We start from the raw sequence: 22,946 nt of genomic DNA, 5'->3' as shown, positions 1-22,946 counted from the left end.
GCAACAGGCCGCTGCGGGCGGCAGGGGAGGGCTGGAATGTTCAAGCGGATGTATCTGGAGATCACCAACGTGTGCAATCTGCGGTGCGCCTTCTGCCCCGGCACCCAGCGGCCCCGGCGGTTCATGACGCCGGAGGAATTCCGACAGCTGGCGGCCCGGCTGCGGCCCCACGGGACGTATCTCATGCTCCACGTCATGGGGGAGCCGCTGCTGCATCCCCGACTGGCGGAGCTGCTGGATATCGCCGGGGCGCTGGGCTTCCGGGTGTGCCTTGTGACCAACGGCACGCTGCTTCCCCGGCAGCTGCCCACACTGGAGAGTTCCCCGGCCCTGCACAAGCTCAGCGTCTCCCTCCACAGCTTCGAGGGAAACGGACGGCAGGATGCCGCAGCCCCATATCTGGAGGGTGTCTGGCAGGCGGCGCAGCGGCTCAGCAGCCGGGGCGTCCTGTGCGCCCTGCGGCTGTGGAACGGCGGCGGACTGGACCGGCGCAACGGAGAGATCCTGTCCTTTCTCTCGGAAAAGCTGGGCCGGGACGTAACGGCCCTGCCTACGGACCGTCTGGGCAACCGGCGGCTGGGGGAGGGGCTGTTTCTGGAGCCGGGGGAGCGGTTTGACTGGCCGGATCCGGCGGCTCCGGACAGCGGCACGGAGTTCTGCCACGGCCTGCGGAGTCAGATCGCCGTGCTGTGCGACGGCACAGTGGTTCCCTGCTGTCTGGACAGCGAGGGGCGGCTGGCACTGGGAAACCTGCACCGGCAGGAGCTGGCGGAGATACTGGTCTCCCCACGGGTCACAGCCATGGCGGCGGGCTTTTCCCGGCGGCAGCCGTCGGAGGAGCTGTGCCGCCGCTGCGGCTACGCTGCACGGTTCAGCCGATGAGGGGCATCGGACGGATGATAGGAGCGATATGGAAGAACAGATACTAAAGCAGCTGGCCCAACCGCTGCTGGCATGGTATGATATCCACCGGCGCATCCTGCCGTGGCGGGAAGAGGTATCCCCCTACCGAACATGGGTGTCGGAGATCATGCTCCAGCAGACCCGTGTGGCGGCGGTGCTGCCGTATTTTCAGCGGTTCATGGAGGCCTTCCCCACGGTGGAGGCCCTGGCCCAGGCCGACACGGAGCGGCTCATGAAGCTGTGGGAGGGGCTGGGCTATTACAGCCGGGCCAGAAATCTGCAAAAGGCGGCCCGCATCCTCACGGAGCAGTACGGCGGCCGCTTCCCGGAGACATACCGGGAGCTGACGGCCCTTCCGGGCATCGGGGACTATACGGCGGGGGCTATCCTCTCCATCGCCTTCGGACAGGCCGTTCCGGCGGTGGACGGCAACGTGCTGCGTCTGGCGGCACGGATCACCGGCAGCCGTCTGGATGTACTGGATGCCAAAAACCGCAAGATCTTCCGCAGCTGGATGGCGGCGGCCATGTCTCAGGAGCGGCCCGGCGCCTACAATCAGGCGCTGATGGATCTGGGGGCCACGGTGTGCCTGCCGTCGGGAGCGCCTCTGTGCGGGGACTGCCCCGCCGGGGATTTCTGCATAGCCCGGCAGGAGGGCTGTCAGGCCCGGCTGCCGGTGCGCTCCCCCAAGCGGGAGAAGCGGACGGAGCATCTGACTGTGTTCCTGCTGCGGCGGGGAGCTGCGGCGGCGCTGCGGCAGCGCCCGGATACGGGCCTGCTGGCGGGGCTGTGGGAGTACCCCCATGTACCGGGTACGCTGACGGAGGCGGAGGCCGCCCGGCAGCTGCAAATGTGGGGGGTAAACCCCACCAAGTGGAGAAAAAAGCTGTCAGCCCGGCATATATTCACTCACGTTCGCTGGGAAATGACGGGCTATGTGGTGGAGGTGGACGGCCTTGGACCGGGAGACTGGCTCTGGGCGGAGGCACAGCAGCGGGAGCGGCTGGCCATCCCCTCCGCCTTCGAGAAATTTACCGCAGAGCTGAAAGAGGGAGAATGACATGGCACAGCTATACTTCAAATACGGGGCGATGGGCTCCAGCAAGACCGCCAACGCCCTGATGGCACGGTTCAACTACGAGGAGCGGGGACAGGCCACCCTGCTGGTGAAGCCCCGGCTGGATACACGGGACGGTGACCACATGGTGTCCTCCCGCATCGGTCTGACCCACCCCTGCATCTACTTCGACGAGATGCAGCAGATGACGGATGAGCAGTTGCAGCAGTATGCCTGCATCATCGTGGACGAGGCCCAGTTCCTGCAAAAGGCCGATATCTACTATCTGGTGCATCTGGTGGACGACTGCAACATCCCCGTCATGTGCTACGGCCTGCGGGCGGACTTCAAAGGGGAGCTATTCCCCGGCAGCTATCATCTGCTGGTGATGGCAGACAAGCTGGAGGAGGTCAAGACCATCTGCTGGTGCGGCAAGAAGGCCGCCTTCAACGCCCGCTTCGATCAGCACGGCCATGTGGTGAAGGAGGGCGCTCAGGTGGTGCTGGGAGCCAACGACAAGTACATTGGCCTCTGCCGCCGCCACTGGATGGCCGGGGATCTGGGGCCGGACTTCGACATCAACCGGGTATGATCTGTAACATCTGTCCCCGTCGGTGCGGGGCGGAGCGCACCGAGACCTACGGCGGCGGCTTCTGCCGGATGCCCGCCGTGCCGGTCATCGCACGGGCCGGGCTGCACCTGTGGGAGGAACCGGTGCTCTCCGGCACACGGGGCAGCGGAGCGGTGTTCTTCTCCGGCTGCTCGCTGGGCTGCGTCTACTGCCAGAACCACACCATCTCCGCCGAGGGGGTGGGCAAGGCCGTCACCACGGAGCGGCTGCGGGAGATCTTCCGTGAACTTATCGCTCAGGGCGCCCACAACATCGACCTCATCACCGCCAGCCACTTCGTTCCCTTCCTGCTGCCGGCGCTGGAGGAGCCTCTGCCGGTGCCGGTGGTGTTCAACTGCGGCGGCTACGAGCGGGTGGAGACGCTGCGTCTGCTGGAAGGAAAAGTGCAGATCTGGCTGCCGGACCTGAAATACGGGCTGGAGGAGCCGGCCCGGCGCTATTCCCACGCCCCGGACTACTTCCCCGTAGCCACGGAGGCCATCCGGGAGATGTTCCGTCAGGTGGGTCCCTGCCGCATGGAGGATGGCCTGCTGCGGCAGGGGGTGGTCATCCGGCATCTGGTGCTGCCGGGGCAGCTGGAAAGCACCCGGCGGGTCATCGACTGGGTGGCCCGGACCTTCCGTCCGGGGGAGGTGCTGTTCTCCCTCATGAGCCAGTATACCCCCCAGCCCGGCGCAGAGGGCCCCCTGCGCCGCCATGTGACGGCGGCGGAGTACCGTGCGGCAGCGGAGTACATGGCCAACTGCGGCATCGTGGACGGCTTCGTGCAGGAGCGCACCTCCGCCCGTGAGGAGTATACCCCGGCCTTCGACCTGACCGGGGTATAGTGTCGTCGGGTCATATGAATTGTTTGGTACATTTAGAATGACGAAACCGGTGATTTTCTGCAAATCACCGGTTTTTTCGTATAAATAGAATGTACTTGGTACAACTTTTTGTTGCAATTTGCGTGGGAATGTGGTACGGTAGAGACGGAACAAAAAGTGCCGTCCCGGACGGCAAAATCGAGGACGTATGCAACATAGGAGGTACCTGTATGAGCTATCCCAAAACCGGCCAGGAGGTCTATGTCAGCCTGAATCTCTCCAACACCATGCTCACCGGCATCGGCAAGGGCACCATCACCCGTGAGGAGGTCTCCGTGGACTATCTGAAGCGGCTGTTTGCCGAGCACGGCGTCATCGTCTCCGCCAAGCCGGAGCAGCACCGCCTGCTGGAGATCGTCAACGCGACCTTTGATCTTGGTCTGGAGCTGCCGGAGGATCTGAAGCTGTTCCAGCTGTCGGAGCAGCACCGCCGTCTGGTGGTCATCAATGTGCAGGGTCTGCGCCGCAAGGGCGGCTCCCTGCTGCCGGAGTATTCCGAGGAGGAGTTCGGCGAGGCCACCTTCACCTTTGTGAAGTACTATGTGCAGAGCCGTCACTATGACGAGCTGGTGGAGGAGAACAAAAAGCTGAAGTTCGAGCTGGATCAGGAGGTCGAGTGGCGCAACCGCACCGACAACTGATCCGAACAGGCAGCCAATAAAGGAAGCCGGATATACGGACAGGAGGGCCGCACCCATGGGGTGCGGCCCTCCTGAGCCTGTCAAAAGAGCGGGAGCCTTTCGTCAACGGGGCGGAAGGGTGTGTGCGGGAAACCCGGGAAGGGTGTCCTGCACGATGATGATCCCCATTTTTCAGAGCTTTTTAAAGTTCTGAAAAATGCCTCAGCGTGGCGAAAAGACTTTTTCGCCCCTCTGTCCCTTATTTTGTCAAAACACGGGTTCCGGTGTTCTCATACCACCCGGTAGTCGCCCTCCTGCGCCCGGCGCAGACGCTCCAGCTTCTCCCGGTTCAGGAGCTCCTGCAGCTCCCCGATGATCTGGTTGGACACCAGAAAGCCACGGGGCGTCAGGCGCCAGCCCTGCTCCGTCCGCTGGGCCAAGCCGTGGTCGGCGTAAACCTCCAGCCGTGCGCCCAAGGGGTCGAAGCGCCGGCGGAAGCGGTTTTCAAACTCCCTGATGTTCATCCCCTCCGTGGTACGCAGCCGCAGCATGATGTACTCCATCTCCCGCTCCGAGGCGGGGATGTGCTCCGACTCCGCCAGCACCAGCTCCCCGGCAATGTACCGATCCAAGTCCCGGATGTAGCCGTAGCGGACGCCGCCAAAGTCGGAGTAGGCACCGGGGCCGAACCCCGCATACTCCCCCAGTGTCCAGCATTTCAGGTTGTGGCGGGAGGCGTGGCCGGGCCGTGCAAAATTGGAGATCTCATACTGCTCATAGCCGTTTTGCCGCAGATACTCCACGGCGTAGAGATACATATCCGCCTGTGCCTCGTCGTCCGGCAGGGTCAGACTGTCCCGCTGCCGGTAGAGGGGCGTTCCCTCCTCCAGCTTCAGCCCGTAGCAGGACAGATGCTCCGGCTGGAGGGTCAGGGCGTCGGAGAGGGTCTTTTCCCACTGCTCCATGGTCTGCCCCGGCAGGCCGTAAATCAGGTCCAGACTCACGTCCGGGAATTTGGCCCTCCGGCAGGCGGACACAGCCTCCTGCACCTGCTGCCATGTGTGGATGCGGCCCAAGGCCCGGAGACAGACGTCGTCCGTGGACTGGACCCCCAGGGAGATGCGGTTAAAGCCCGCCCGCCGCAGCGCCCGCAGGGCCTTCCAGTCCCCGGCGCTGTCGGGGTTGGCCTCCAGTGTGATCTCGGCGTGGGGATCCATGTGATAGTGCTTCTTTACGGCTTTCAGCAGCTTCACCAACCGCTTCTCCCCCAGATAGCTGGGGGTGCCGCCGCCAAAGTACACCGTGTCCACCGAATGCTGCGCCGCCTGCGGGGCCACCTCGATCAGGTGGCGCTCCAGTGCCGCCGTGTAGGCGTCCATGCGATCCTCCCGCCCGGAGAGGGAGTAGAAGTCGCAGTAGGCGCATTTGGACTTGCAGAAGGGAATGTGCAGATACAGCCCCAGAGGATGCGCTTGCTTGGCCATGGTCATGCGTCCTCCTTGGGGGGCAGGATGATGACGGCCTCGAAGGGACAGTTCACCTTACAGGACCGGCATCCGATGCAGCGGTCCAGATCCACCGTATAAAAGCCGTCCGGCTGCAAAAGGATGCAGTCCATGACGCAGAACATGGTGCAGTAGCCGCAGCCGGTGCAGCTCACCGGGTCGATGATGGCCCGGTCATAGCGTTTTTTCCCGAAGGGATGTGCAGGATCGTACATGATAACACCCGCCTTTCCGTCCCTTCAGTATAGCCTGTTTTGCGCCGTTTGGCAAGCCAAAGCGCATTTTTCCGGTGCGGCGGGTCATACTACGGAAGAAAGGATGTGATGCGGGTGGACATGACGCCCAAGGAGTATCAGGCGTATGTGAAGCGGATGCAGAAGAAGTCCCCGCTGGGAAAGGATATGGCGCTGGCCTTCGTCATCGGCGGGCTCATCTGTGTGGCGGGACAGGCTATCGGAGACGGCTTCCGGGGGGCGGGGCTGAATACAGAGGACGCCGGGACCGCCACGTCGGTGTCCCTTGTGTTCCTGTCGGCGCTGCTGACAGGGCTGGGGCTTTACCACCGGCTGGCCCGGTTCGGCGGGGCCGGGACGCTGGTACCCATCACGGGCTTTGCCAATGCCGTGGTATCCCCGGCGCTGGATTTCAAGGCAGAGGGCTTCGTCACCGGCATGGCGGCCAAAATGTTCGTCATTGCCGGCCCGGTGATCGTCTATGGCACACTGGCCAGCGTGGTGTACGGCGTGGTGCTGTGGGCGCTGGGCTGACGCCCTTGGCCAACAAGCTTTCGGTTTTCCACGATGTTGCAGCGACTGCCTGTGCTGCTTCCAGCGGGCGGCAAAAAGCTCCCCGGCATGAGCCGGGGAGCTTTTCATGGATCATTTTCATCAAGGCAGATAGTTCAGGGGATCCACCATGGTGCCGTTGCGCTGGATACGGAAGTCGCAGTGGGAACCGCTGGAGATACCGGTGGAGCCCATGGCGGCGATGGTCTGGCCCTTGTACACGTGGTCGCCCACAGAGACGTAGAGGTCGCTGTTGTGGCCGTACCATGTGATAAAGCCGTTGCCGTGATCGATCTTCACGCAGTAGCCCAGACCGCCGTTCCATCCGGAGTAGATGACGGTTCCGCCGTCGGCGGCGTAGATGGGCGTACCGTAGGAGTTGGCGATATCGATGGCCTCATGATAGCTGCTGGCGCCACTGATGCCGGTGTTGCGCCCACCGAAGTAGGAGGTGATGACGCCGTAGCAGGGCCAGCGGAAGGACCCTGTGGGGAACCACGTGGGCCGCTCCTTGGTGCCTCGTGCCTGCCGCTCAGCCACCGGCTCCTTCAGCGTCACAGAGGACACCACCTCACGGGCCGTCTCCGTGCCGTTGATGACGGTGACGTTGGCGGTGATGTCCGCCTTACCGTACACACCCTTGCTGAGGACCTCGTAGTCGCCCTCATACATATCCGGGTCGTCCACATATTCCACGCTGTACGCCACATCCTGCAAATAGCTCTGCCGCTCCACGTTCACCACCGTCAGATACGGCACGGCACGGGAGATGGTCAGCACATCGCCGGTGTGGAGAACGCTGATGTCATAGCCGGGGTTCAGGGCCAGCAGTTCCTCATTGGTCATGCCGTTGTCCTCGGCAATGAGGGACCACACATCGCCGCTCTTAACGGTATAGGTCACCTCGCCCGCCTTGGTGGCGTTGAGCTTCTCGGCGATGTAGCCCAGATTCATGATCAGGGACCGGTCCACGTACTCCTGCTTCACCTCCACGTTTTCCACGAAGTAGCAGTCCACGGTGCTGTCGGTGATGTAGCCCTTTTTCAGCTGCTCCAGCAGCTGCTCGATGGCGCCGGGGAAGGTGGTGGCCGCCACCGGCTCCCCCTCCACATACAGCACATAGGCATAATCCACCAGCCCCAGCTGCTGGGTGAGGTTCTCCTCCAGTGCGTCGGTGCTCTCCAGCTCCTTCCGGGCCACGATGCCGGTGCGGACCTCCAGCTTGGCGCTGTCGATGCTGTAATCGGTGTCGGACAGCGTCTGCCGGGTGATCTCCTCCAGCTGATCCACTGCCGCCGAGACGCTGTGAGCGCTGCGAACCGTTCCCAGCTCCACGCCGTCATAGCGGGCGGTGGCGCCGATGGTATACATGGACAGGCACACCGCCACGGCCGTCACCGCCACGGCGCCGGCCACAAACACCGCCGGGTGCAGCTTCACGCCCTCGAAGAAGGCCCGCATCCGTCCGCCGGAGCGAATGGCCCCCTTGCGGCGGCGGGTGAGCCGCTCCCGGAGGTCGGAGCCCATACGGGGCAAACTGCCCCAGAGGAACAGCAGCAGCTGGCCCAGCTTCCACTCTGTCTCCGGCAGCTGCCGCTGCCGGTTCTGGTGCCGCAGCTCCCGCAGACGCTGCCACCGGCGGCGCAGGGGCTGGCCGATATGGGTCGATACCCACGTCTGCACATCCAGATCCAACCAGTCCGGATGCTCCTTACAAAACCAGACCCAATCCTTCAGATTCTGCTTCCACCGCTGCCAGATGCTGCGGCGCTCCTCCGAATCGGGACGCTTATTTTCCAATTCCTGTTTCATATGATCGATCCTTGCTAAAAGGTTACAAATTCGTTACAAAGCCTATCATACCACATTTTCCGGGTACGTCAAGACTTTTTTGCATTTCCACCATAGAAACGGCCGATTTTCAACAGGAATTTACACAATTTTCAAATATTTGCGGAAAATATCCCCTTATCCACGGGGCAGCTCCGCCGTCAGCCCGCCGCACAGGGCGTTGGCGGCAAACACGGAGCCGGGGCGCAGGGGATCGATGGTCGTCCCCTCCAGCGTGGTGACGCAGCCCCCGGCCTCCTGCACCAGCAGGCTCCCGGCGGCGAAATCCCACGGGCTGAGCCGACACTCGAAGAACACCTCCGCCCGGCCCGCCGCCACCTGACACAGATCCAGCGCCGCCGCCCCGAACCGACGGTAGTCCAGTCCCCGGTCGTAGAGATACCGCATGATGGCGAAGTGCCGCTCCGTATAGCTGCGGTCATAGATGGTGGAGCCGCACACCACCAGCGAGTGGCCGGGATCCCGGCCACTGACGTGGATGGCTCTGCCGTTGAGGGTGGCCCCGCCGCCCCGGCGGGCAGCGTACAGATCCCCGGCCAGCGGCGCATATACCACGGCGTACTCCACCTGCCCATCCTTGGCCAGCGCCACGGAGATGTTGGTGTAGGCAAAGCCCCGGACAAAATTGGTGGTGCCGTCGATGGGGTCCACGATGAAGGTCCACGGCGACGTCAGGGCATCGTGCTGCCCCTCCTCCCCAAAGAAATCCGCCTCCGGCAGCAGGGCCAGCAGCTCCTGCCGCAAAAAGCGCTGCACCGCCAGATCGTACTCCGTCACCAGATCGGCGGGCCCGTTCTTCTCATGGGTGGCCGCCGTCACATTGTGGGCGCTGCGGACCAGCTCCCCGGCCCGGCGCACAATATCGATGATGTTCTCCAGCATAGCTCTTACCTCCTGATGATGCGTCCCGGACGGGCGCCGGTGAGCACACCCTGCTCCAGCACCGGCACGCCCGCCGCCAAGACGGTGTCCATCCCCGCCGCCATGCGGCAGGGCTCCTGATACGTTCCTGTTTCCCGGAACTCCTCCGGGTCAAATACGCAGAGATCGGCGTCCATCCCCGCCGCCAGCACACCCTTTCCGGCCAGCCGCAGCCGCTGGGCGGGACGGCCCGTCATCTTGTGGATGGCCTGCTCCCACGTCAGCGCACCCTTTTCCCGGACAAAGTGCTGCAAAAGCCGGGGGAAGGTACCGTACACCCGTGGGTGAGGCATCCCCTCCGTGGGATAGGTGGCATCGGAGATCAGATGGGACAGGGGGCTTTGCAGAATGGCGGTGATGTCCTCCTCCGAGGCCATGAAGTCGATCATGGTGATCTCCCCCTGCTCCCGCACCAGCAGGTCGCAGCAGCAGGTCAGGGGATCCTGTCCCGTCATGGCGGCGATCTCCGCCAGACTCTTCCCCAGATAGGGGTGATCCTCCGGGCAGTGGAGGCTGGTCAGATAGATGCCGTCCCAGCCCGCCAGTCTGGCAATGTCGTCGAAGCCCGCCCCGCTCTGGATGCGCTCCGCCAGCTCCCGGCGGGCCGCCGGGTCCGACAGGCGGCGCACCACCGCCTCCATGCCTCCCGCCAGAAACTCCGGCGGCAGGATGTGCAGCAGCTGGGTGGAGCCGGCGGTATAGGGGTACACGTCGCACCCCACGTCCAGCCCCTCCTGCCGGGCCTCCTCCAGAAGCTCCAGCACCTGCGGGATCTTCTTTCCCCAGCTGTCCCGGCCCATGGCCTTCAGGTGGGAGATCTGCAGGGGGATACGCAGGGTACGGGCCACCGTCAGCATCTCCCGGACGGAATCCACCACCCCGGCCCCCTCCTGCCGCATATGCACTGTCACCGGCACGTCGCCGCCGCTGAGGGGCCGCAGGGCCTCGATCAGCTCCCGGGTGGTATAGAAGCACTCCGGGGCATAGCCCAGCCCCAGCGACACGCCCACGGCGCCGTCCGAAAGCGCCCGCTCCATGCTGCGGTGGATGGCGTCGTAATGGCGCTTTTCCAATCGCTGGAGGGCGTAGCCCGCCGCATCCGCCCGCAGAACGCCGGCCCCCACCAGCATCCCCGTGTGGATAGGGGCCGGTGGCTGGGAGGCAAAATACCCCGCCAGCGTCTCCGTCTCCAGCTCCGGCGGGGCCTCCCCGGTGATGGGGGCCAGATAGGCCAATATTTCCTCCCGGTGCGCCGGGCCGAAGGGGGCGGCGGACAGACCGCAGTTTCCGTTTACAATGGTGGTCAGCCCCTGCCGCAGCTCCAGCTCTCCGAAGCCGGGACGGAAGGCCGCCGCATCGGCATGGCGATGGATATCGATGAAGCCCGGTGTCACCAGCTTCCCGGCGGCATCCATCACCCGTCGGGCCGGGGTATCCGGCGGCAGCGGCTCCACAGCGGCGATGACGCCGCCCTCCACCGCCACGTCGGCGGAAAAACCGGGGGCTCCGGTGCCGTCTATGACGGTGCCGCCCCGGATCAGCAGGTCCAGCATGGTCACTGCGCCTCCTTCTGGCGTAAAACAGGCAGCGTCACGGAGAAGCGGTTCACGCCCTCCTGACTGCGGCAGATGATGTTTCCCCTGTGGTTCTGGACGATGGCCCGTGCAATGGCCAGCCCCAGTCCGAAGCCCGTGCCGGTACGGCTGCTGTCGGCCCGGTAGAACCGGTCGAACAGGTGGGCCGCCACCTCCGGCGGGATGGGATCGCCGCCGTTTTCCACCGCCAGACAGGCGGTGCGGTCCTGATGGGTCAGGGTCAGGCGGATATCCGTGCCTTGGGGGGCATATTTCACGGCGTTATCCAGCAGGATACCCGTCAGACGCTCCAAAGCGTCCCGGTCGCCGGAGACCTGCAGCCCCTCGTCGATGGTATACAGCAGCCGCCGTCCGGATTCAAACACCACCGGCTCGAATCGCAGGGCGGCGTCCGTCACCACGTCCGACAGATCCACCTCGGAGAAGGCCGTCTCCCGCCGGACACTCTCCGCCCGGAACAGGGTCAGCATCTCCTCCACCAGCTTCTTCATCCGCCGGGACTCCGCCCGGATGTTCTCCACATACGTCTGCTCCTCCGCCGGGGCGGACTCCGCCAGCAGGTCGGCGGAGGACAGGATCACCGTCAGGGGCGTTTTCAGCTCATGGCTGGCGTCGGACAGGAAGCGCTGCTGCTCCTGCCACGCCCGCTCCACCGGCCGGGCAGCCACACCGGAGAGCAGATAGCTGCACCCCAGCAGCACCACCAGCGCCGCCAGTGCGATCAGCAGCAGATTCCCCGCCATGGCCCGCAGCGCCGACTGCTCCAGTGTACTGTCGGTGAAGGCGATGCGGATGGAAAGAGCGCCGTCATAGCGCAGATAGCGCAGATGATAGTCCGTCAGCAGGCCGCTCTCCTCCTGCTGGGACAGGCATTCCTGTACCAGCGCCAGCAGGTCCTCCTCACTGATCTGATAGTAGCTGCTGCCCATGACCCGCACCGTACCGCTGGGATAGACCTCCGTCACGAAGCAGGGTTGGCCGTTCTGGCCGTCGTAGCCCTCGCCCCGCAGGGCCTCCTCCAGCTGCCGGGTGCTGCTCTGCTCCAGACTGCTGCGGGCCGTGAGCATCACTCCGGTGAATACCGCCGCCAGCACCAGCGTCACAAACAGCATACTGATGCCCACGATCTTCCACCGGAGCCTGCGGATCATGCCGCTCATGCCCCCACCTCCAGGCAGTAGCCCACCAGCCGGTGGGTGCGGATCTTCACGGCGGAATGCAAATGCTCCAGCTTCCGCCGCAGAAAGGAGATGTAGACCTCCACGTTGTTGTCCTCGGCATCGGAATCATAGCCCCACACCTTCAGGATCAGCTGTTCCTTGGTAACGATCTGGGGATAGCTGCGGATCAGCAGCTCCATCAGGTCGTACTCCCTCCGGCTCAGCCGCACCTCCCGCTGGCCGCAGCGCAGCAGAAAGGTCCCCGGCTCCAGCCGCAGATCGCCGCAGCTAACGGCGTCCTCCTGCCGGGGCTGACCGTCGGTGCGCCGCAGCAGCAGCCGCACGCAGGCCAGCAGTTCCTGCGGCTCAAAGGGCTTGGTGAGATAGTAATCCGCCCCGCTGTCCAGTCCCCGTACCCTGTCCTCCACGCCGCTGCGGGCGGTGAGCATCAGCACCGGCACGGTATGTCCCTCCTGCCGCAGCCTTTGCAGCAGGGTGAAGCCGTCCATCCCCGGCAGCATGGCGTCCAGCACCACCAGATCGTAAATATCCGAGGCGGCGTTGTCCAGCCCCGACAGGCCGTCGCCGCTGATGTCCGCCGTATAGCCCTGCCGGTGCAGCAGCTCCGCCAGCGTCTGGGCCAGCCGGGCCTCGTCCTCCACCACCAGTATCCGCATGGGATCACTTCCTTTCCTTGCGTCCGTTTCTCCTGTCAGGCAGCCCCTCCCGGCGGGAGGGGCTGAAATAAGCTTATCCGTTCAAACCGTTGGCCGCCAGTGCCGCCAGCGCCTCCGCCGGGGCCGCAGGCAGCAGATAAATGGTGTCGTCATCATTCACCGTGGCATAATACCCTCCGTCCCACTGGGCGCCCACCCGCAGCGTCAGCTCCGTCTCTCCGGCAATAGCCCGGTAAGTGACCGTCAGCGTCACCGCCGGCTCCGTCAGTCCGCACAGCTCCGCCACTCCGGTGCTGGGCCGATAGTCGATGCACCGCAGCAGCGTCAGCTGTCCCAGTGCCTCCGTCAGCGTTCCGCTCCATTGGGTCACGTCCTGCCCGCTCCGCAGCCATACGCCCTCCGACGCCGTCAGGCTCAGGCTCTTGCCGTCTGCGGCGGTGACAGTCAGGGCGCTGACATTGTCCGCCGTCAGCTGAGGCAGCTTGGGCAGCCGGGCCATGTCATAAATGCCCATGTTCAGCGTCCCATCCACTCCGGCGGGGGAGAGATACACGGCATCCGTCTCGCCCTCCGGCTGGATGTACTGTCCCTCGTCGGTCTGCGTCCCCAGCCAGTAGGTGCGGGTATTGCCCTCGGTGTCCGTCAAACTGATGTAGCGCTTGGTGTCCGAAAGCCCGAACTGGGACAGATCATCGGTATGGGGGAGCGGCGACAGGGCGGCGTAGCCCTGCACCGTGGCCAGCAGCTCCGTCACAATGGACTGCTCCAGCGGGAAATCCCGGTCGTCACCCCAGTACCACGTATCCTCCTCCCGCACGAACCGCAGCGTCACCGACCCGTTGTAGCACACCAGCTTCGCCGGCTGCTGGGCGGGAGTCCGGCCGTCCGCACCGGCAGCGGGTGTATCCGTGGGGGTGTCACTCTGCTTTTTGCCGCAGCCCACCGTCAGCGCAGCGATCATTACCAGCGCCAGCAGCAGTGCAGCTGCTCTCCGTATATCCATCATAAAAAGTCTCCTTTTGTGTTTTTAGAAGTCCCTGTAATTATTCTATTATACCAAACTTAAACACAGATGAAAAGCCCCGTTCTCACGGAGAGAACGGGGCAAACGGACGGATAGGGGGCTGCGGTCAGTCCCGGTACACCGGGGCGTCGAAATCCCGGACGATCTCATCCCGCCGGGTATCCTGCACGTAGACGTGATTGGTCTCGTCGAAGGCCAGCCGCATGGCGAAGTCCTTGGCCTCGTCGATGCTGTCCGTCTCGAAGAACGGCCGGTAGGCCTCCGGCGGCAGGTGGGTCTTTTTCCACATCACCTGAAAACGCATGGTGGGGTTCCTCCTTCATGGGGTGTATCGTTTAGTATACCCCGCCGCCGGGAAAAAAGCAACGGCGGGTTTTACCAAAATTCCACCGCAAAAATCGGAAGAAATCCTAAAAGGGAAATCTCCGAAAAGGCTTTTCCCGGAGGGCGCAGCGGTGTATAATGATATGGTTATGTAAAAAGGGGGATATTATGGTGAAGATCGGATTTGACAACGAAAAGTATCTGGCCCTGCAGGCCGAGCACATCCGCCAGCGCATGAGCCAGTTCGGCGGCAAGCTGTATCTGGAGTTCGGCGGCAAGCTCTTTGATGACTACCACGCCTCCCGTGTGCTGCCGGGCTTCCAGCCGGACAGTAAGATCCGGATGCTGGAGACCATCCGGGACGACGTGGAGATCGTCATCGCCATCTGTGCCGGAGACATCGAAAAGAACAAGACCCGTGGTGATCTGGGCATCGGCTACGATCAGGACGTGCTGCGGCTCATCGACGTGTTCCGGGGGCTGGGGTTCTATGTGGGCTCCGTGGTCATCACCCAGTACGCCGGCCAGCCTGCGGCGGATGCCTTCATCCACCGGCTGACGGCACTGGGGGTCCGCAGCTGCCGCCACTATCCCATCGCCGGGTATCCCTCGGACGTGGCCCACATCGTCTCCGACGAGGGCTTGGGTAAAAACGACTACATCGAGACCAGCCGCTCCATCGTGGTGGTGACGGCCCCCGGCCCCGGCAGCGGCAAGATGGCCACCTGCCTGAGCCAGCTGTACCACGACCATAAGCGGGGCATCCGGGCGGGCTATGCCAAGTACGAGACCTTCCCCATCTGGAACCTGCCGCTGAAGCACCCGGTGAATCTGGCCTACGAGGCCGCCACGGCAGACCTCAACGACGTGAATATGATCGACCCCTTCCATTTGGAGGCCTATGGCAAGACCACGGTGAACTACAACCGGGATGTGGAGATCTTCCCGGTGCTCAACGCCATGTTCCAGCGCATCCAGGGCTCCTCCCCCTACCGCTCCCCCACGGACATGGGGGTGAACATGGCGGGCTTCGCCATCGTAGACGACGAGGCGTGCCGAGAGGCCAGCCGCATGGAGATCCTGCGCCGGTACTATGCCGGCATGGTGGACCGGGTCCGGGGCAAGGCCGATGACAGCGTGGTGCGGAAGCTGGAGATCGTCATGCAGCAGGCGGACGTGACGCCGGACATCTGCCCGGCGGTGGCGGCGTCTTTGCAGGTGGCGGAGTCCACGGGGATGCCCGCCGGGGCCATGGTGCTGCCGGACGGTCGCATCGTCACCGGCAAAAACAGCTCCCTGCTGGGGCCGTCGGCGGCGCTTCTGATGAACGCCATTAAGGCCCTTGCCGGCATCGACAAGGATCTGGACCTGCTGCCGGCCTCCATCATCGCCCCCATCAGCGACATGAAGATCTCCCATCTGGGCCACCACAACCCCCGGCTGCACTCCGACGAGGTGCTCATCGCCCTGTCCATCTCCGCCGTCACCAACCCTCTGGCGGAGCTGGTGCTGAAGAAGCTGGACGAGCTGCGGGGCTGCGATGCCCACTTCTCCATCATCCTGTCGGAGGAGGACACGAAGCTGTATAACCGGCTGGGCATCCACGTCAGCTGTGAGCCTAAGTACGAGATCAAGAAGCTGTATCACAAGTAATCGAATCATCTGACCGGGACGGCCCTCCGTCCCGGTTTTCGCCTACGAAAGGAGCATATATGCAGACCATTGCAGAACTTCTGGCTCAGGAGCTGGGAGCCTCTCCTGTCCATGTGCAGAACGTCATCGACCTGCTGGATCAGGGCAACACCATTCCCTTCATCGCCCGCTACCGGAAGGAGCTTCACGGCAGCATGGACGACACCGCCCTGCGAAAGCTGGAGGACCGGCTGAACTATCTTCGGAATCTGGAACAGCGGCGGCAGGAGGTAAAGTCCGCCATCGAGGGACAGGAGAAGCTGACGCCGGAGCTGGCGGAGGCCATTGACCACGCCCGGACGCTGGCGGAGGTGGAGGATCTGTACCGCCCCTATAAGCAAAAGCGCCGCACCCGTGCCACCGTGGCCCGTGAAAAAGGGCTGGCGCCGCTGGCGGAGCTGCTGCTGGCCCAGCGGCGGGACTGCCCCGACCCCATGCAGGCGGCGCAGGGCTTCATCGACCCGGAGAAGGGGGTGGAGACGGCCGCCGACGCCCTGCAGGGAGCCAACGACATCGTGGCGGAGCTTCTGTCGGATGACGCCGCCATCCGCAAGACCCTGCGGGAGCTGCTGCGCCGTCAGGGGCGGCTGCGGAGTCTGGCCACCGGGGAGGAGGACTCCGTCTACCGGCTGTACTACGACTTTGAGCAGCCCCTCCCCAAGCTGGCGGGACATCAGATATTAGCTATCAACCGGGGTGAGAAGGAGGGCTTCCTCTCCGTTACCGTGCTGCTGGAACGGGAGACAGGACTCACCGCCCTGCGCCGGGCGGTGGTCAGGCCCGGCTCTGCGGCCATGGAGTTTATCAAGAGCGCCTGCGAGGACGCCTATGACCGGCTCATCTATCCCTCGCTGGAGCGGGAGGCCCGCAGCGACCTGACGGAGCGGGCCTGCGAGGGGGCCATCCAGACCTTCGCCCTGAACCTGAAGCCCCTGCTGATGCAGCCGCCGGTGAAGGGCCACGTCACCATGGGGCTGGACCCCGGCTATGCCCACGGCTGCAAGGTGGCGGTCATCGATGCCACCGGCAAGGTGCTGGATACCACGGTGGTGTATCCCACCTATGGCCAGCGGCAGAAGCAGGAGGCCATCGCCCGGCTGGGGGCCATGATCCAGCGGCACCATGTGGAGCACATCGCCATCGGCAACGGCACCGCCAGCCGGGAGACGGAGCAGATGGCGGTGGAGCTGATCCATACCTTAGGGGGCGGCGTCAGCTATATGATGGTCAGCGAGGCCGGGGCCTCCGTGTACTCCGCCAGCAAGCTGGCGGCGGAGGAGTTCCCGGAGTATGACGTAAACCTCCGCAGTGCCGTGTCCATCGCCCGCCGGATGCAGGACCCGCTGGCGGAGCTGGTGAAGATCGACCCCAAGGCCATTGGCGTGGGGCAGTACCAGCACGATATGCCCCAGAAGCGGCTGGATGAGACGCTGGGCGGCGTGGTGGAGGATTGCGTCAACGCCGTGGGCGTGGACGTGAATACCGCCTCCGCCAGCCTGCTGGGCCGGGTGGCGGGCCTGAATGGCACCACCGCCAAAAACATCGTCAAATACCGGGAGGAGAACGGAGCCTTCACCACCCGGCGGCAGCTGCTGAAGGTACCCAAGGTAGGCCCCAAGGCCTTCCAGCAGTGCGCCGGCTTCCTGCGGGTGCCGGAGAGCCGCAATGTGCTGGATCACACCGGCGTCCACCCGGAGAGCTATCCGGCGGCGGAGCAGCTGCTGACCCTGTGCGGCTATACGGCGGCGGACGTGGGCGCCGCCGCCATGAGTCAGCTGCCCCAGAAGGTGCGGGCCATAGGGGAGGAAAACACCGCCCGGCAGATCGGCGTGGGCGTTCCCACTTTACAGGATGTGGTGCAGGAGCTGGTGAAGCCCGGACGGGACGTGCGGGACGATCTGCCGGCCCCCATCCTGCGGACCGACGTGCTGGACATCAAGGATTTAAGGCCCGGCATGGAGCTGACGGGGACGGTCCGCAATGTGGTGGACTTCGGCGTGTTCGTGGACATCGGCGTCCATCAGGACGGGCTGGTGCATATCTCTCAGATCTGCGACCGCTTCATCAAGCACCCCTCTCAGGCCGTGGCCGTGGGCGACGTGGTGAAGGTAGTGGTGCTGGAGGTGGATGAAAAGAAACACCGCATCAGCCTCTCCATGCGTCAGGCCGCCGGAAAGAAGTAAGCTGCATCACCCGACGATAAGCGGCCGCACTCAACGGTAAACCGCCGCACCCAGCCGTAAGCTGCTGCATCCAGCGGTAAACCGCCGCACCCAACGGTAAACCGCCGCACCCAGCCGTAAGCTGCTGCATCCAGCGGTAAACCGCCGCACCCGGCGGTGACCCGCCGCACCCAACGGTAAGCTACCGCACCCAGCCATAAGCTGCCGCACCCAGCCGTAAGCTGCCGCACCCAGCCGTAAGCTGCCGCACCCAGCCGTAAGCTGCTGCATCCAGCGGTAAACCGCCGCACTCGGCGGTAAGCGGCTGCATCCAGCGGTAAACCGCCGCACCCAGCCATAAGCTGCCGCACCCAACGGTAAACCGCCGCACCCAGCCGTAAGCTGCCGCACCCAACGGTAAACCGCCGTACCCAGCCGTAAGCTGCTGCATCCAGCGGTAAATCGCCGCACTCGGCGGTAAGCGGCTGCATCCAACGGTAAACCGCCGTACCCAGCCATAAGCTGCCGCACTCGGCGGTAAGCTGCCGCACCCAGTCGTAAGCTGCCGTCCCGGCAGCTGCGTCGAACGGCCTACAGACATAGAACACCGCCGGCCCTCCGGAAGAAAATTCCGGGGGCCGGCGGTTCTTTCGACTCTCTTGATCCAACCGGCGACCGTCTGTCCTGCACTTGGTACGTTTGGTGGCCGTCTGTCCTGTACTCGGTATGTTTGGCAGACTCCTATTCGCCCTTATACTTCCGGCGGGTGGCGAGACCGCCCCGGATATGCCGCTGGGCTTTATTCTCCTCCAAAACCTGCTTCACCTGAAGATACAGCCCCCGATTAAAGGCCGGGAGCCGCTCCGACAGATCCTTGTGGACGGTGGATTTGCTGATGCCGAACTTTTTGGCGGCGGAACGGACGGTTCCACGGCTCTCTATGACGTAAAGGGCGAGATCGCACGCCCGCTGCTCCATGTTGCCTTTGATAGCGCACCACTCCTCAGATGACTTTCCGATATCATCTCTATGCGGAAAAAGGTGTGAAAAGAACCGCAGTACCCAAAGGACATCCCTTGGCCGCTGCGGTTTTGCTCGTCAAGATGAAGATAGAAGAAGTGCTAAAAATCCACACGATCGGCAGAAAGCACACGAAATAATGTTCCGGAAATCACAAACAACATCGAAAAGCCATATTGACGATGACAAGGAGCACCGGAAATACGTACCGGCCATGACAAGCAGCGCCGAAAAGGCGTGTTAACAAAGACAAAGAACGTTGGAACGACGTACTGGCCATGACAAATAGTACCGGAAAGTGCATTGGCGATGGCAAACAGCGCCGAAAAAGCGTGTTACCAATGACAAAAAGCACCCAATAGATATGTTTTCAACGACAAAAGCAGCGGGCAGACACGCCGAACGGCGTGTCTGCCCGCTGCTTCTTTGATCGTATGCCGATTCCAGCCTTTGCGCTTCCTTCCGGGGATCACAGGCCGAAGCCGGGAAGATTCAGACCGCCGGTGAAGCTCTGCATGGAGCTGTTCATGGCCTCGTCCGCCTGGCGCAGGGCCTCGTTCACCGCAGAGATCACCAGATCCTGCAGCATCTCCACATCCTCCGGGTCCACGGCCTCCGGCTTGACGGTCAGGGCCGTCAGCTCCTTCTTGCCGGACACGGTGGCCTGCACCACACCGCCGCCCACTGAGGCGGTGAAGCTGGCGTTTTCCACCGCTTCCTGTGCCGCCGCCATATCCTGCTGCATCTTCAGCAGCTTCTGCTGCATCTGCTGCTGGCGCATGGCGCTTCCGCCGCCGGAGAAGCCTCCCCGTGCGCTGTATCCTTTTGCCATAGCTGAGTATCCTCCTTATTGATCTGTTTTAAGGGTCCGTTTTGTCCGATCCGGGATCTTCCGGGGGACTATTTTTGTCCGGTATTTGTCCAGCTTTTGTCCAGCTTTTGTCCAGCCCGATGGACTATTTGATCTTAAAGTGCTCCAGCTGGCTGCCGGGGCCGATCAGCTCCTCCAGCCGGTCCTTACTGCCGCCCTCCCAAGGTGGAGCGTTCTCCTCCTGCGCCGAGGGCTCCTCCGGCAGAGGGGGACGTTCCTCCTCCGCGATCGGCTCCGGGGGGCGGGATGGCTCCGCAGGCAGGGGCGGCTCCTCCGGCAGGGGAGGGCGCTCCTTCTCCGGTGCGGGAGCGGGTTCCGGAGCGGGGCGGGGGGGCTTCGGGGCAGGGCGGGGGGCAGATGGCGTTTCGCCGCCCACCGTCAGCATCACCCGGACGGGGCTTCCCACGGCGGCGGAGGTGACCTCCTCCAGCACCGCCAGCACCGTGCGGTTATTCAGGGAGTCCCGGACGAAATCGTTGCGGCAGTGGACGGTGAGGCAGTCACCCTCCACGGTGCCGGAGGCCATGTTGAGAAAGACCCGGTGGTTCACCGGCAGGCGGCCCTTGAACTGATCCAGCAGTTGGGTCCACAGGCGGCTGTCGCCGACGGGGGCCGAGGGGGCCGGGTCTGCGGGGGCAGACCTGCGGGGAACTCTATGAGTGGGCTTTGGGGCGGAGGAGCGCTGCGGCTCCTCCGGGATGTCAAAGACACGCTCCCGGCCCGCCGGTTCGTCGGGCAGAGGCGGCTCCTCCCACGGGACCTCCTCCGGGGCGGGAGGACGCTTCTCCGCCGCAGCGGGGCGGGACTCTGAATCCGCTGAGGTGCGGGACTCCGGGGCAGCGGGACGCTCTGCCGCCGGTTGGGCGGCGGGGCGCTCCCGGCGGGCGGGGACACCCTTTTTCAGCAGCTCCTCCACCCGGTCCAGCCGGGCGCTGAGGGCCGTCAGGTCGCCGCAGAGGCTCTCGTCACACAGCCGCAGCAGGCACAGTTCCACATCCGTCCGGGGCTGGAAGCTGTCCGGCAGGGCAGCACGGGTCCCTTGCAGCGTCTCCGTCAGGTACAGCAGCCGCTGCATGGAGATGTTTTCGGAGAGGCCCGTCAGTGTCTTGGTATCATACAGCCCGGAGAGCAGGGCGCTGCCCCCCTCCGGCGCGGCTTTGAGAATGGTCATCTCCCGTGCCAGATCGCTGAGTTCCCCCAGCAGGGCGGAGACGTCCTTGCCGCTGCGGTACAGCTGATCCAGCAGCAGCAGGGCATCCGGCGTCCGGCGGTCCAGAATACAGCGCATCATTTGCTGGGTCTGGACGCTGCCGGCAAGGCCCAGCACGTCCAGCACGGCACGGCTGGTAAGCTGGCCCTCCGCCACACGGCACTGATCCAGCAGGCTCAGGGCATCCCGCAGGGCGCCCCCCGCCATGCGGGAGAGGATCTCTGCACCGTCAGGGGTGAGGTCGATCTTCTCGGCCTGAGCGATGTGCAGCAGCTGGCGCTCCATGTCACGAGGCAGGATGCGCTTGAAGGAGAAGCGCTGGCACCGGGAGAGAATGGTGGCCGGGACCTTGTGCAGCTCCGTGGTGGCCAGAATGAACATCAGATGCTCCGGCGGCTCCTCCAGGATCTTCAGCAGGGCGTTGAAGGCCGGGGTGGAGAGCATATGCACCTCGTCGATGATATACACCCGCTTTTTCAGCACGGCGGGAGTATATACCGCCTCCTCCCGCAGCGCACGGACCTGATCCACGCCGTTGTTGCTGGCGGCGTCCAGCTCCGTGATATCCAGCGTGGTGCCGGCATCCACGGCCCGACAGGCCTCGCACCGGCCGCAGGGCTCGCCGTCCACCGGGGACAGGCAGTTCACCGCCTTAGCCAGTATCCGGGCGCAGGTGGTCTTGCCGGTACCCCGTGTGCCGGTGAAGAGATAGGCATGGGCGGTATGGCCCTCGGCCACCTGACGGCGGAGGGTATCCGTGATGTGCTCCTGTCCCACGACCTCGGAAAACACCTTGGGCCGCCACTTGCGGTACAGCGCCTGATACATGGATCTCCTCCTCCCGAAAAAAATTCTCCTCCGTTGACAGCTGTGGAGCCGGCGCCCTCACGGCACATGGATGGTCCCTCTTAATGCTGCTCGGTTCCCCGCCTGACATGATTCGTGGGTATCCATTGCGTGAGACCGGCTCCGCAGCTGTCAGCGGAGGAGAGGTCGTGGCTACTATTTTACTACAACTTTTCCCGCTTGGCAACAGGAAAATTCAACGGGTGACATAGCTGCCGGAGGAGGCGGCCTCCGCCGCCACCTGCACCAGCCGGGTCACAGGGTCAAAGTCCGCCGGGAGCAGCCCTTGCAGGGCCGCTGCGTCCACGGTGTCTGTGTCCACATAGATGCGGTCGAAGTGCTCCGTCAGCAGGGCGAGGGTGACGCCGCCGTCGTTGGCATCCGTCGTCACCTGATCCCGCACCAGCACCGACAGGGCGGTGGTTTTGGGCAGGGCCTCCCGCACCCCCTCCACGAACACGCTGAGGGTGTCGGTGAGGTTGGTGACGGAGCCGTAGTCGATGCGGTCCAGACGGCCATGGACAGGGTAGGTGCAGTAGTCCAGCAGAATTTCGTCGAAGCCCAATTCGGCGCACTCCTTACACAGCTGCACCAGATACTCCCGTGCAGCAGCCTTGCCGGGGTCCAGCCAGCAGGCGGCGTCATCGTCGTACCACAGCCAGCCGTCACCGGTCCGCAGCAGCCCCGCCTGGTCGGGCTGGGCGTTGGCAAAGTCCATATCGGCAAAGCAGGCGATGCGGGCCACAGTCCATGTGTCTCCGGAGAGGAGGGTCTTGAGGCTTGTCAGCGTCTCCGGGCCGCCGGTGGTGACAGTGTCCCTGGCGGCGGTCTGCGTGTCATAGGTGACGGTGCCGTCCCGCAGCTTCACCGGGATCACCACCGCCTCCGGGTGCTCCGCCAGCACGGCGGAGGGATCCTCCGTCAGCACGGTGTCCGGCAGCTGGCGGGCGTGAAGCTCCTTCAGCAGAGGGCGCTCCGGCTCGTCGATGATGAGGTTCACGTCATCCGGCGTGGTGTCCTCCGGCTGCTGGGGCTGCTCCGTCTGTCCCTTTTTCAGGAAGGGCAGCTCCAGATGCCGGTGGCCCTCGTCATCGTAGACCATATACTCCTGCGCCACCAAATATCCCACGGCGGCCAGCAGGATCAGCACCAGCACAATGACCAGCGCCAGTTTCCCGTGGTTTCGGCCACGGTAGCTCTGATAACCTCTGGTTGCCATGACGATA

22 protein-coding genes and 1 other RNA gene are annotated in these 22,946 nt (G+C 64.0%); 8 read left to right on the top strand and 15 right to left on the bottom strand.

Annotation, left to right across the window (positions count from 1 at the left end; translation table 11 throughout):
- The first annotated feature begins 36 nt into the window (after positions 1 to 36).
- The 5 genes from KJS28_RS11705 to KJS28_RS11685 all read left to right on the top strand — a co-directional run bounded on the left by KJS28_RS11705 (position 37) and on the right by KJS28_RS11685 (position 4,098).
- Positions 37 to 882 (top strand): radical SAM/SPASM domain-containing protein, encoded by an 846-nt coding sequence (locus KJS28_RS11705; protein ID WP_213541116.1) that lies wholly within the window; start codon positions 37 to 39, stop codon positions 880 to 882.
- 28 nt (positions 883 to 910) lie between these two features.
- Positions 911 to 1,963, top strand: coding sequence for an A/G-specific adenine glycosylase (mutY, locus tag KJS28_RS11700; RefSeq protein WP_213541115.1), 1,053 nt, complete (start codon positions 911 to 913; stop codon positions 1,961 to 1,963).
- Between the two features lies 1 nt (position 1,964).
- Positions 1,965 to 2,552, top strand: a complete 588-nt coding sequence (locus KJS28_RS11695; protein ID WP_021859275.1) for a thymidine kinase — start codon at positions 1,965 to 1,967, stop codon at positions 2,550 to 2,552.
- Positions 2,549 to 3,418, top strand: a complete 870-nt coding sequence (locus KJS28_RS11690; RefSeq protein ID WP_213541114.1) for a 4Fe-4S cluster-binding domain-containing protein — start codon at positions 2,549 to 2,551, stop codon at positions 3,416 to 3,418. The genes KJS28_RS11695 and KJS28_RS11690 overlap by 4 nt, the downstream gene beginning before the upstream one ends.
- Positions 3,419 to 3,627: 209 nt before the next feature.
- Positions 3,628 to 4,098 (top strand): hypothetical protein, encoded by a 471-nt coding sequence (locus KJS28_RS11685; protein ID WP_213541113.1) that lies wholly within the window; start codon positions 3,628 to 3,630, stop codon positions 4,096 to 4,098.
- A gap of 269 nt (positions 4,099 to 4,367) precedes the next feature.
- Here KJS28_RS11685 and hemW read toward each other — a convergent pair whose 3' ends face one another.
- A complete protein-coding gene (hemW, locus tag KJS28_RS11680; RefSeq protein WP_213541112.1) occupies positions 4,368 to 5,561 on the bottom strand; it encodes a radical SAM family heme chaperone HemW in 1,194 nt (397 codons plus the stop codon).
- 2 nt (positions 5,562 to 5,563) lie between these two features.
- Complete coding sequence (locus KJS28_RS11675) at positions 5,564 to 5,797, bottom strand: 4Fe-4S dicluster-binding protein (protein ID WP_021857798.1); 234 nt, start codon at positions 5,795 to 5,797, stop codon at positions 5,564 to 5,566.
- Between the two features lie 114 nt (positions 5,798 to 5,911).
- On the opposite strand from KJS28_RS11675, the gene spoVAC reads away from it, so the two are divergent.
- Positions 5,912 to 6,349 carry a stage V sporulation protein AC gene (spoVAC, locus tag KJS28_RS11670; protein WP_213542267.1) on the top strand — a complete coding sequence of 146 codons (438 nt, stop codon included), beginning with the start codon at positions 5,912 to 5,914 and terminating at the stop codon, positions 6,347 to 6,349.
- Positions 6,350 to 6,469: 120 nt separating this feature from the next.
- Here the strand turns inward: spoVAC and KJS28_RS11665 are convergent, their stop codons facing one another.
- The 7 genes from KJS28_RS11665 to KJS28_RS11635 form a co-directional block, all read right to left on the bottom strand.
- Entirely contained in the window at positions 6,470 to 8,179 is a 1,710-nt protein-coding gene (locus KJS28_RS11665; RefSeq protein ID WP_213541111.1) for a peptidoglycan DD-metalloendopeptidase family protein, read from the bottom strand.
- A gap of 156 nt (positions 8,180 to 8,335) precedes the next feature.
- Positions 8,336 to 9,100: an inositol monophosphatase family protein gene (locus tag KJS28_RS11660; RefSeq protein WP_213541110.1), complete on the bottom strand. Its 765-nt coding sequence runs from the start codon at positions 9,098 to 9,100 to the stop codon at positions 8,336 to 8,338.
- Positions 9,101 to 9,105: 5 nt separating this feature from the next.
- Positions 9,106 to 10,692 (bottom strand): N-acyl-D-amino-acid deacylase family protein, encoded by a 1,587-nt coding sequence (locus KJS28_RS11655; protein ID WP_228298488.1) that lies wholly within the window; start codon positions 10,690 to 10,692, stop codon positions 9,106 to 9,108.
- Between the two features lie 2 nt (positions 10,693 to 10,694).
- Positions 10,695 to 11,894, bottom strand: coding sequence for a sensor histidine kinase (locus tag KJS28_RS11650; RefSeq protein ID WP_213541108.1), 1,200 nt, complete (start codon positions 11,892 to 11,894; stop codon positions 10,695 to 10,697).
- Positions 11,891 to 12,571 carry a response regulator transcription factor gene (locus tag KJS28_RS11645; protein WP_213541107.1) on the bottom strand — a complete coding sequence of 227 codons (681 nt, stop codon included), beginning with the start codon at positions 12,569 to 12,571 and terminating at the stop codon, positions 11,891 to 11,893. The genes KJS28_RS11650 and KJS28_RS11645 overlap by 4 nt, the downstream gene beginning before the upstream one ends.
- A gap of 73 nt (positions 12,572 to 12,644) precedes the next feature.
- A complete protein-coding gene (locus KJS28_RS11640; RefSeq protein ID WP_213541106.1) occupies positions 12,645 to 13,577 on the bottom strand; it encodes a DUF4340 domain-containing protein in 933 nt (310 codons plus the stop codon).
- 124 nt (positions 13,578 to 13,701) lie between these two features.
- The gene (locus tag KJS28_RS11635; protein ID WP_021857806.1) at positions 13,702 to 13,899 is read right to left on the bottom strand and encodes a hypothetical protein; all 198 of its coding nucleotides are present in this window, start codon (positions 13,897 to 13,899) and stop codon (positions 13,702 to 13,704) included.
- A 188-nt stretch (positions 13,900 to 14,087) separates the two neighbouring features.
- Here KJS28_RS11635 and KJS28_RS11630 point away from each other — a divergent pair, with 188 nt between their 5' ends.
- On the top strand, positions 14,088 to 15,572 hold the full coding sequence (locus tag KJS28_RS11630) for a DUF1846 domain-containing protein (RefSeq protein WP_213541105.1): 1,485 nt from the start codon (positions 14,088 to 14,090) through the stop codon (positions 15,570 to 15,572).
- 59 nt (positions 15,573 to 15,631) lie between these two features.
- Positions 15,632 to 17,794: a Tex family protein gene (locus tag KJS28_RS11625; RefSeq protein ID WP_213541104.1), complete on the top strand. Its 2,163-nt coding sequence runs from the start codon at positions 15,632 to 15,634 to the stop codon at positions 17,792 to 17,794.
- Here the strand turns inward: KJS28_RS11625 and KJS28_RS11620 are convergent.
- From KJS28_RS11620 to KJS28_RS11595, 6 genes are all read right to left on the bottom strand, one after another.
- Positions 17,773 to 18,381, bottom strand: coding sequence for a hypothetical protein (locus KJS28_RS11620; RefSeq protein ID WP_213541103.1), 609 nt, complete (start codon positions 18,379 to 18,381; stop codon positions 17,773 to 17,775). The two genes, KJS28_RS11625 and KJS28_RS11620, sit on opposite strands and share 22 nt — an antisense overlap.
- A 133-nt stretch (positions 18,382 to 18,514) precedes the next feature.
- Positions 18,515 to 18,763: a sporulation transcriptional regulator SpoIIID gene (locus KJS28_RS11615; protein WP_213542266.1), complete on the bottom strand. Its 249-nt coding sequence runs from the start codon at positions 18,761 to 18,763 to the stop codon at positions 18,515 to 18,517.
- Positions 18,764 to 19,262: 499 nt separating this feature from the next.
- The gene (locus KJS28_RS11610; RefSeq protein WP_213541102.1) at positions 19,263 to 19,625 is read right to left on the bottom strand and encodes a YbaB/EbfC family nucleoid-associated protein; all 363 of its coding nucleotides are present in this window, start codon (positions 19,623 to 19,625) and stop codon (positions 19,263 to 19,265) included.
- 124 nt (positions 19,626 to 19,749) lie between these two features.
- Positions 19,750 to 21,702, bottom strand: coding sequence for a DNA polymerase III subunit gamma/tau (gene dnaX, locus KJS28_RS11605; protein ID WP_213541101.1), 1,953 nt, complete (start codon positions 21,700 to 21,702; stop codon positions 19,750 to 19,752).
- 42 nt (positions 21,703 to 21,744) lie between these two features.
- Positions 21,745 to 21,844, bottom strand: an RNA gene (gene ffs, locus KJS28_RS11600) — signal recognition particle sRNA small type.
- Positions 21,845 to 21,916: 72 nt separating this feature from the next.
- Positions 21,917 to 22,939, bottom strand: coding sequence for a putative glycoside hydrolase (locus KJS28_RS11595; protein WP_213541100.1), 1,023 nt, complete (start codon positions 22,937 to 22,939; stop codon positions 21,917 to 21,919).
- Positions 22,940 to 22,946: the final 7 nt, after the last annotated feature.

This window comes from Vescimonas coprocola, assembly GCF_018408575.1.
Taxonomy (GTDB): Bacteria; Bacillota; Clostridia; order Oscillospirales; family Oscillospiraceae; genus Vescimonas; species Vescimonas coprocola.
This window is presented reverse-complemented; position numbering and strand designations above follow the sequence as displayed.

Bases quoted from the DNA above. Each gene is read 5' to 3' on its own strand.
- KJS28_RS11645 (WP_213541107.1), bottom strand. From the start codon at position 12,571: ATGCGGATACTGGTGGTGGAGGACGAGGCCCGGCTGGCCCAGACGCTG.
- hemW (WP_213541112.1), bottom strand. From the start codon at position 5,561: ATGGCCAAGCAAGCGCATCCTCTGGGGCTGTATCTGCACATTCCCTTC.
- KJS28_RS11635 (WP_021857806.1), bottom strand. From the start codon at position 13,899: ATGCGTTTTCAGGTGATGTGGAAAAAGACCCACCTGCCGCCGGAGGCC.
- KJS28_RS11625 (WP_213541104.1), top strand. From the start codon at position 15,632: ATGCAGACCATTGCAGAACTTCTGGCTCAGGAGCTGGGAGCCTCTCCT.
- KJS28_RS11630 (WP_213541105.1), top strand. From the start codon at position 14,088: ATGGTGAAGATCGGATTTGACAACGAAAAGTATCTGGCCCTGCAGGCC.
- KJS28_RS11685 (WP_213541113.1), top strand. From the start codon at position 3,628: ATGAGCTATCCCAAAACCGGCCAGGAGGTCTATGTCAGCCTGAATCTC.
- KJS28_RS11705 (WP_213541116.1), top strand. From the start codon at position 37: ATGTTCAAGCGGATGTATCTGGAGATCACCAACGTGTGCAATCTGCGG.
- KJS28_RS11665 (WP_213541111.1), bottom strand. From the start codon at position 8,179: ATGAAACAGGAATTGGAAAATAAGCGTCCCGATTCGGAGGAGCGCCGC.
- KJS28_RS11675 (WP_021857798.1), bottom strand. From the start codon at position 5,797: ATGTACGATCCTGCACATCCCTTCGGGAAAAAACGCTATGACCGGGCC.
- mutY (WP_213541115.1), top strand. From the start codon at position 911: ATGGAAGAACAGATACTAAAGCAGCTGGCCCAACCGCTGCTGGCATGG.
- KJS28_RS11655 (WP_228298488.1), bottom strand. From the start codon at position 10,692: ATGCTGGACCTGCTGATCCGGGGCGGCACCGTCATAGACGGCACCGGA.
- KJS28_RS11690 (WP_213541114.1), top strand. From the start codon at position 2,549: ATGATCTGTAACATCTGTCCCCGTCGGTGCGGGGCGGAGCGCACCGAG.
- KJS28_RS11640 (WP_213541106.1), bottom strand. From the start codon at position 13,577: ATGATGGATATACGGAGAGCAGCTGCACTGCTGCTGGCGCTGGTAATG.
- KJS28_RS11610 (WP_213541102.1), bottom strand. From the start codon at position 19,625: ATGGCAAAAGGATACAGCGCACGGGGAGGCTTCTCCGGCGGCGGAAGC.
- KJS28_RS11595 (WP_213541100.1), bottom strand. From the start codon at position 22,939: ATGGCAACCAGAGGTTATCAGAGCTACCGTGGCCGAAACCACGGGAAA.
- KJS28_RS11695 (WP_021859275.1), top strand. From the start codon at position 1,965: ATGGCACAGCTATACTTCAAATACGGGGCGATGGGCTCCAGCAAGACC.
- dnaX (WP_213541101.1), bottom strand. From the start codon at position 21,702: ATGTATCAGGCGCTGTACCGCAAGTGGCGGCCCAAGGTGTTTTCCGAG.
- KJS28_RS11650 (WP_213541108.1), bottom strand. From the start codon at position 11,894: ATGAGCGGCATGATCCGCAGGCTCCGGTGGAAGATCGTGGGCATCAGT.
- KJS28_RS11660 (WP_213541110.1), bottom strand. From the start codon at position 9,100: ATGCTGGAGAACATCATCGATATTGTGCGCCGGGCCGGGGAGCTGGTC.